Origin of the sequence: Micromonospora sp. NPDC049047 (assembly GCF_040649135.1) — a bacterium.
In the GTDB taxonomy this organism is placed as follows: domain Bacteria; phylum Actinomycetota; class Actinomycetes; order Mycobacteriales; family Micromonosporaceae; genus Micromonospora.
The window spans coordinates 1-7,762 of the sequence record NZ_JBEZEY010000042.1 but is presented as its reverse complement, the minus strand read 5'-3'; the positions used below and the strand labels follow the sequence as shown (position 1 = coordinate 7,762).

Sequence of the window (7,762 nt, the reverse complement as noted above, 5' to 3'; positions counted from 1 at the left end):
TGGTCGTTCAGTGTCGCGGTCATCACGGCACCCTCCTCACCAGGCACAACGCCTGGCAGGTCAGGCCGGAAACACCGTTAGATCCATACTCCCGCGACCGCCCGCGCGGTTGGGTGGGCAGGTGGGTCGAGCGCGCTTTGGAGCTGATGTCGCAAACGAATCGGTGCTGTCGAGGTCGACCACGCCCCGATTCGTCTACGACATCAGCTCCATAGGAGCACCGACATGCGTCGTGGGCCGGAGTGGATGCCGGGGGCGGCGGCGCGCGTCGTGGCCCGGGGTGGATGCTGGAGCGGCGACACCCGCCCCGGGCTGGATGGACGCCGGGGCGGCGGCGCGCGTCGTGGGCTGGATGAATGCCGTAGTGCACCGGCACCCGTGATGGGCTGGGCGGCGACACCCGCCCCGGGCTGGGGCGGGGTGGGGGTAGGGGTTTGGCCCGGGCTGCGTCGCCTCGCGCAGGGCCGCTGACCGGGAGGTAGGTCTACTTTCCGGGTCAGAGGAGGGGAGTCAGGGCCTTGGCGTAGGCGGGGGGAATGTGGTTGGGGCCACCGGGGGTGAAGACGTCGGAGTGGGCCACCGCGGACCAGGCCGTCGCCGGCACCGCGTCGACAAGGGCCTGGATCACCGGGGCGTCGCGCCACTGGTCCTGCTCGGCGAGCAGGCCGAGGGCCACCACCGACTCCTCGACCTCGCCCACGCACTCGAACGGCTTGTGCCCGTCCACGCCCAGCAACTCGCGGTAGCCGGGGATCTGCGCCGGGTCGGCGAGCATGTCCCCGCCGAAGATGTGGCTGATCCGCTCGCGCGGCATGAACGGTGCCATGGCCAGGAAGACGAAGCGGCACTTCGGGCAGTCACGGCACCAGCGCTCGGTCGCGCCGCGCAGCTTGAACGCTGCGTTGCAGCTGGTCACCACGTCGTCGTACCTGGTGAACTCGGCGAACAGTCGGGCGATGTGCAGCTCGGACAGCGAGCGCAGCAACGAGAAGTACGGTTCGGTCAGGCCGGCGTGCTCGGCCAGCGACGCCCGCAGCAGCCCCTCCGCCTCGACACCCTTTGACCACTGGTGGTTGATCTCGTGACCGTCCCAGACCAGGTTCGGGTCGGACGCCGAGCGCTCGTTCGACATCACCACCGGGCCCAGCCCGTGCAGCACCGCGGTCGCCACCGCGATCAGCGAGTTGATCGCGGTCACCGGAATGTGCCCGTTGAGCGCGCCGGCCGCGTTCAGGTCGAACAGCACCGGGTCGATCCGCCGACGGGCGGCCAACGGAACCAGCCCGGACGCCTCGTTCACCGCGACGATCACGTGGTTCGGGTTTACCGAGAACGGCACCGGGTCCAACCCGGCCTGGCGTAGCGCCTCCAGGCTGACGATCGAGTCCTTGCCGCCGCCGACCGCCGAGAGCGGACGACGATCGGAGTCGTCGTAGACGCGGGGTGCGTCCGGTGAGCCGGCCGGCACCTCCGGGCGCAACTGAAGCACGTGCGGCAACTGGTTGCGGTACGCGTACTCGGCGAGGCCCTTGGTGTAGATGGCGGTGACGTAGTCGACGGTGGCCGCGCCCAGCGGCGCCGGCAGCACGAGCCGGGGCGGCGCGGCGGTCTTGTAGTAGCTGACCCCGGCGACGAGGTGCAGCACCTCCAGCACCCGGTTGAGGGTCGCCACCGTCTCGTCCGAGGGTGGCTCCGCCGGCAGCGGAAGAGTGATCACCTCGGTGAATCGCTGCTCGCCGCCACTGCCGGTCAGCGCGTAGTCGAACAACACCTCGCCAGTGGCGAAGTCGATCGAGTAGGACGGGAAGGTGAAGGCGTCCATCCGCCGGAGCTGCTCGTTGGGCACACGCCATACTAGGCCCTGGTTCGTCCGGCCGTGTCCGGACCGGGCCCGCCCTGCCGCCGCCGTGACCCCGAGGAGAGCCCCGTGCGCCTGTCTGACCTGCGCGGACGTACCGTCGCCGTCTGGGGCACCGGCCGGGAGGGTCGGGCCGCTGTGACAGCGATCGCCGCGCACGGCCCGGCCGAGCTGGTCGCCGTCGACGACAGCGCGAACTTCCTGTCGCTGCCCTGGGACGGCCCGCTGGCCGAGGCGGCGCCGCTGGTCACCGGCGAGGCGGGCTTCGAACGGCTGGCCGACGCGGACGTGGTGGTCCGCTCCCCGGGCGTGCCGCAGACCCACCCGTGGCTGGTCGAGCTGCGCCGACGTGGGGTCATGGTGACCCAGGGCACCGCGTTGTGGATGGCCGACCATGCCGCGCGCACCGTCGGGGTCACCGGCAGCAAGGGCAAGAGCACCACCTCCAGCCTGATCAGTCACCTGCTCACCGCGACCGGCCGGCCGAACGTCTTCGGCGGCAACATCGGGGTGCCGACCCTGGACCTGCCCGAGGCGGAGCTGTACGTGCTGGAACTGTCCAGCTACCAGTGCAGCGACCTCACCGACTCGCCCCGGGTGGCGGTGGTCACCGCCCTCTTCCCCGAACACCTGGACGCACACGGCGGGGAACGGGAGTACTACCGGGACAAGCTCAACCTGCTCGCCCACGACCCGCAGACGATAGTGGTCAACGGCGGCGACCCCCGGCTCGCCGCCGAGCTGGGTGAGCTGCCAGCGGTCCGGGCCGGCCGTCCCGACACCACGCACGTCGCCACCGGCATCGACGGCACCCAGTGGTTCCACAGCGGCGACCAGCCGCTCTTCCCGCGCGCGGTGCTGCCGTTGGTGGGCCGGCACAACGAGGGCAACCTGTGCGTCGCGCTCGCCGTGCTCGCCGCGCTCGGCATCGACGTGGTGGCCGAGAAGGACCACCTCGCCGTCGCGGTAGCCGAATTCCAGGGGCTGGCCCACCGGCTCACCGAGATCACCGACCCGTCCGGGCTGACCTTCGTCGACGACACCCTGGCCACCAGCCCGTACGCGGCCATGCACGCCATCGACGCGTACGAGGGGCGACCGTTGACGGTGATCGTCGGCGGCAACGACAGGGGACTGGACTACACCCCGTTGGCCGAGCACCTGGCCGAACGGGAGCTCACCGTGATCGGCATTCCGGACAGTGGCGCCCGCATCGTCGAGGCGCTCGACGGCCTGCCGAAGGTGCGGACCGAGCTGGTCGACGACCTGGTGGACGCGGTCCGGCTGTCCCGGGAGGTGACCCCGGTCGGTGGGGTGGTGCTGTTGTCGCCGGCCGCGCCCAGCTACGGCCGGTTCCGCAACTTCGAGCACCGCTCCGAGGTCTTCGCCCAGGCCGTCGCCGACACCGCCGGCTGAGTCAGCCCCGGTCGGCCGGGGTCGGGTCCGGCGCCTGCACGCCGGGCAGCAGCACGGTGTCGGCGTCGTTCCGGGACTCGCTCGGCTCCGGTGGGTCGGGCTGCGCCGCGACGACCGGTGGGCGGCGGTCCTTGTTCGGGGTCCAGGCGAATGCGAGTGCCCCACCGAGCAGGGCCAGCAGCATCCCGATCACGAAACCGCCCAGGTTCGAGGTCAGCCAGGAGACCAGCCCGAGCACCAGCGTGACAAGTGAGTAGAAGACCCTCTGTTGCGGGTTGGCGATCAGCAGCACCCCGCAGAGCACCAGGACGGTGGGTACCAGGTACGCGGCGAGCCCTTGCGGCCCGACGTGCAGCAGCACCCCGAGCGGCGCGCGCAGGGTCACCAGCATCTCCGCGCCGCCGAGGGCGATCAGCACAGCGGCGGTGAAGGGGCGGCCCCGCCGCCAGCGGCGCCACCGCCCGCGGGATCCGCGGACGGCCGGCGCAGCCTGGTGTCGTTTCGCGCTCACGTCAGCATCCGTCTTGGGTGAACGCCATGCGCAGGTTGGGCAGGTTGAAGACGGCGGCCGTGGTGGCGTAGTTGTTCTGCCGCAGGTTTTCGATGACGATCGAGTCCGCCTGCTGGGAGAAGACGCCGGGGTTGCCCTTCACGCCGGGCACCTTGTCCAGGGTGCTGGCATCCTGGCCGATGTCGATGTTCTTGAAGGCGGCGTTGCCGGCGATCTCGTCACCGTCGACCACCAGGGTCCGGGCGCTGACCGGTTTGTCGCCGTTGCCGGCAGTGATCTTCAGGAAGACGCCGCCCAGGTTGATGCTCTGGCACAGGTTGGTCAGCTCCGCCTTGTCGATCGCCGAGACCATCACCAGGACCTGCCCGCCGGTGTCGCCCTCGTTGGGGCTGTTCTCGATCATGTGGTCGAGGGTGGCGAACTGCTCGAACCCGGTGCCGGTGAGCTTGTCGGCGGTGACGGTGAACGGCATGCCCGAGATGGCGAACTGCGCGGCCAGCACGCCCTGGGCGGTCAGCATGATCATGCCGGCGGCGCCCGCGGCGACGGTGCCGAACGCGGCGGCGAACCGGCGCCAGCGCACACCGCTCCGCGGTGGGCCGGGTTCGATTTCTGCGGTCTCCTCCGACATGGCGCTCTCCTTAGAGATCATTTATCAGCGACAATGGGAATTGCGACCCGGGATGCTGCTTATCTAGGCGCAGAGCCGAAGTTACCGCCGAGTAAATGTTGGGTCAACAGCGTGTAGCAGCCAGTTGCGCGGCATTTGTCAAATGCGGCCAAAGTGAAAAACCGCTGCGGTTTCCGACCGGGGGGTCAGGAGTGGGGCGTCGGCACGCACGGCGCGGTAGTGCTCGGGCCGTCGTCCGGGCGGATCGGGCGGGTCGCCCGAGCCGCGCCCTCGGTGCCGAGGAACGGCGCGGTGGCGGCGTAGGTGAGCACCGGCAGGAGGTGCGGCAGCTCCGCCGCCCGGCCCTGCGCCACGCGCCCGCGAATGGTGGCGTAGACGCCACCAACCACTGTGGACACAAGTGCGTCGCGGTCCACACCGGTGACCTCCGGTCCGGGACCGGCGTCGGCGAAGAACCGGCGGAAGCTGCCGAGCAGCGCGTCCCGTTCCCGGCGGGCGTCCGGGCCGGCGGCGTCCACCTCGACGAGCGCCATCCGGGCGAACGCGGGCACGCTCGCCAGCACCTCCAGCAGGGTGCGTAGTGCCGCGCGGGCGCTGTCCGGCCAGGCCGGGCCGGCCTCGCTGTAGGCGCTGTCCATCAGCTGGGACACCACTGCGATGCCGTGTCGGTACGCGGCGAGGAAGGCGTCCTCCTTGCCGGTGAAGAGGGCGTAGAAGGCCGGGCGCGTCACCCCGGCGGCGTGGCAGATGTCGCTGACCCGGGCGTTGTCGTAGCCCTTCGTCGCCACCTCGTGCACGAGCCCGTCGAAGAGGCGGTCGCGCTGGGTCGCGGCCACCGTCTCGGCGGAGACCCGGCGCGGGCCGCGCTTGATCGCGCGGTCGGGGTCGCGACCGGGACGCGCGCCAGGGAGGGGTACCGACGCTGGGTGCGGGTGGCTCTGCGTGGTCAACTCATTGACCTCTTTTGATGCGTTGACTTTGCGACCCTCCGGGGTTTATAACTTTCTTCACGCTCCGTTGGTGTCCAGTTACCTATGGTGATCTCCCCGGATGGCCGCCCTGACTCGTCGAAGGAGGGCTCGATGGCTGTCATTATCGCCGAACACGAGCACCCTCCCAAGGCCGAGAAGGCGCAGGTGAGGCGACTCCGTCGCGGTGCGCCACGCTGGCCCGCCCACTGAACGCCCCCACCGGCCGCCGGCCGGCCCTGACCGCCGTCCGGCACTCCGCCGCCACCGCCGCCCGGTCCCGACGACCGTCCGGCTCCATCAACGTCCACTGTGGACGTACCTGACCGCCGCCCGGGCGCCCCGCCCGGCGGTGACCGCCTGTGCGGTCCGCTCATTCCCGTCCCACCGCCGGAAGGAAGAACCATGCTCAAGTACGGAAGAATCGGTGGGGGCCTCGTGGCCCTCGCACTGCTGACCGGTCTCGTCGCCGCCACGCCGGCCTCCGCCGACCCGTCGGCAGCCCTCGCCGGCAACGTGCTGACCTACCCCACGGCCGGCGGCACGGCCGTCGCCGTCAACGACGTCATCCAGGCCAGCCTCAAGACCGGCACCAACGCCACCTTCTACAACTCCACCTCCGGCACCACCGGGATCAAGTGCGCCGCGTCCAGCTTCAGCGCCAAGGTGCTGACCAACCCGATCGCCCCGGGCACCGCCACCGAGAGTCTCACCGCCCAGAGCTTCGGCACCTGCACCACCAACGTGTTCGGCACCACCGGGGTGCAGAGCATCGCCCTCAACAACCTGCCGTACACCACCTCCGTCACCAGTGCCGGCGTCGTCACGATCTCCGGCACCACGGCGGCGCCGGTCCAGAGCACCGTCGTGCTGAACTCGCTGCTCGGCACGATCAACTGCGTCTACCGGACCAGCACCAACAGCCTCACCGGCACTGCGGCCAACGCCAGCAACTCGATCACCTTCACCAACCAGCCGTTCACCAAGTTCTCCGGCCCGTCCCTCTGCTTCAACACCGCGTACTTCTCGGCGACCTACTCGCCAGTGCGCGACAGCACCAAGGGCAACGCCGCCGTCTACGTGAACTGACAACGGTCCGCGGGGCCGGTGCGCGGCGACGAGCCGTGCGCCGGCCCCGCGCGGCGAGCCGGTCAGCGGGTGGTCAGCTCGCGGTGCAGGGCGCGCATCGACCGGATCGCCGAGCGGATCTCCTGCAGGTAGCGGCCGGGGGTCAGCGTCGGCTCCGGCAGCCGGGCCAGATCGACCAGGCCGGGGTCCACTCCCACCGTGTCGATCCCGCAGCCGTACGGCACGGCCAGGGTGCGCAGCGCGTCGCAGTGCTGGAACGGCACGTAGATCGGCGCGGTCACCAGCAGCACCTCGTCGTCGAGGGCGAGCCGGACGTGCCCGGCCCAGAATCGCTGGGTGTCGGCGGTGTGGGCACGCCGCCGGTGCGGTTCGCTGGAGGGCGCGGCGAGCACCCGCACCGGTGGCAGGCCGGCCGGCAGATACGTGCGTGACGACCAGGAACGGTGCGGGTGATCCGCGTCGACCCCGTCCTCGACGGCCGGGGCGCGCACGCCGAACGCCATCCGGACCGCCGCGTCCAGGACGTCCACCTCGGTCACGCAGCCGGGCACCCCCGCCTCGGTCAAGGTCCGGTGTTCCCGCTCGGAGAGCGGGCGGAAGCTGCCCAGCACCGCCACCTCGCCGGTCACCGTCAACCCGCCGTCGAGCAGGTGCGCGGCGTACGCGACGCGGCGCAGGCAGGCGTGCGCCAGACCGCCCAACACCACCAGATGGGCGTACGCGGCCCGGGCCGGTGGCACGGGGCGGACGAGCCCGAGCGCGGCGGCGGTGGCGCGTACCAGCTCGACGGTGCCCTGATCGAGGTCCGGCTCCCGCGCGTCGGGTCTCTCCCGGCCACCCCGGAAGTCCCAGTGCGTGGCGGAGAAGTCGTCGAGGAACCCGAGCGTTTCGGCGAGGTCGCCGGTCGGCCACCTGCCGCCGAAACGGTCGACCAGCCGGCGCAGCGGGTCGGCACCGGCCCACCCCGCGATCCCGTCGGTCAGCGCTGACGTGTCCGAGGTCCCGGCGGGCAGCGGCACACCCGACCCGACGAGCACCGGCCGCGGCCGTGGCGGGTCGGGGAGGTCGGACACCGTCGGATCGTACCGACCGGCGTGCACGACCCGAGCGCACGACCCGTCAGCCCGGGCGGTCGGAGTCCCACCGCTCGGTAGGTGATCGACTCGGCTTCATTGATACCGGGGCTCCATCGGGGGCGGTTTCAAGTGGCGGTTGCAACCAGGTGTTTGTGGAGTACCTCGGCTGGATTTTGCCAGTCGAGGGTTTGGCGTGGTCGTCCGTTGAGTTCG

The 7,762-nt window shown here is 71.0% G+C and carries 7 protein-coding genes; 2 read left to right on the top strand and 5 right to left on the bottom strand.

Going from position 1 to position 7,762, the window contains the following annotated elements:
• Positions 1–496 precede the first annotated feature (496 nt).
• Positions 497–1,846, bottom strand: coding sequence for a hypothetical protein (locus AB0B86_RS33290; protein ID WP_357407347.1), 1,350 nt, complete (start codon positions 1,844–1,846; stop codon positions 497–499).
• An 81-nt stretch (positions 1,847–1,927) separates the two neighbouring features.
• Here AB0B86_RS33290 and murD point away from each other — a divergent pair, with 81 nt between their 5' ends.
• Positions 1,928–3,274, top strand: coding sequence for a UDP-N-acetylmuramoyl-L-alanine--D-glutamate ligase (gene murD, locus AB0B86_RS33285; RefSeq protein ID WP_357407345.1), 1,347 nt, complete (start codon positions 1,928–1,930; stop codon positions 3,272–3,274).
• A gap of 1 nt (position 3,275) precedes the next feature.
• Here the strand turns inward: murD and AB0B86_RS33280 are convergent, their stop codons facing one another.
• From AB0B86_RS33280 to AB0B86_RS33270, 3 genes are all read right to left on the bottom strand, one after another.
• Entirely contained in the window at positions 3,276–3,785 is a 510-nt protein-coding gene (locus AB0B86_RS33280; RefSeq protein WP_357407343.1) for a DUF6114 domain-containing protein, read from the bottom strand.
• 1 nt (position 3,786) lies between these two features.
• On the bottom strand, positions 3,787–4,416 hold the full coding sequence (locus AB0B86_RS33275) for a DUF6230 family protein (protein WP_357407341.1): 630 nt from the start codon (positions 4,414–4,416) through the stop codon (positions 3,787–3,789).
• Positions 4,417–4,601: 185 nt separating this feature from the next.
• The gene (locus tag AB0B86_RS33270) at positions 4,602–5,366 is read right to left on the bottom strand and encodes a TetR/AcrR family transcriptional regulator (protein ID WP_357407339.1); all 765 of its coding nucleotides are present in this window, start codon (positions 5,364–5,366) and stop codon (positions 4,602–4,604) included.
• A gap of 423 nt (positions 5,367–5,789) precedes the next feature.
• Here AB0B86_RS33270 and AB0B86_RS33265 point away from each other — a divergent pair, with 423 nt between their 5' ends.
• The gene (locus tag AB0B86_RS33265) at positions 5,790–6,473 is read left to right on the top strand and encodes a Tat pathway signal sequence domain protein (protein ID WP_357407337.1); all 684 of its coding nucleotides are present in this window, start codon (positions 5,790–5,792) and stop codon (positions 6,471–6,473) included.
• Between the two features lie 62 nt (positions 6,474–6,535).
• Here AB0B86_RS33265 and AB0B86_RS33260 read toward each other — a convergent pair whose 3' ends face one another.
• Positions 6,536–7,546, bottom strand: a complete 1,011-nt coding sequence (locus AB0B86_RS33260) for a hypothetical protein (protein WP_357407336.1) — start codon at positions 7,544–7,546, stop codon at positions 6,536–6,538.
• Positions 7,547–7,762 lie beyond the last annotated feature (216 nt).

Coding starts and splice junctions, on each gene's coding strand:
- AB0B86_RS33275 (WP_357407341.1), bottom strand. CDS start 4,416: ATGTCGGAGGAGACCGCAGAAATCGAACCCGGCCCACCGCGGAGCGGT.
- AB0B86_RS33265 (WP_357407337.1), top strand. CDS start 5,790: ATGCTCAAGTACGGAAGAATCGGTGGGGGCCTCGTGGCCCTCGCACTG.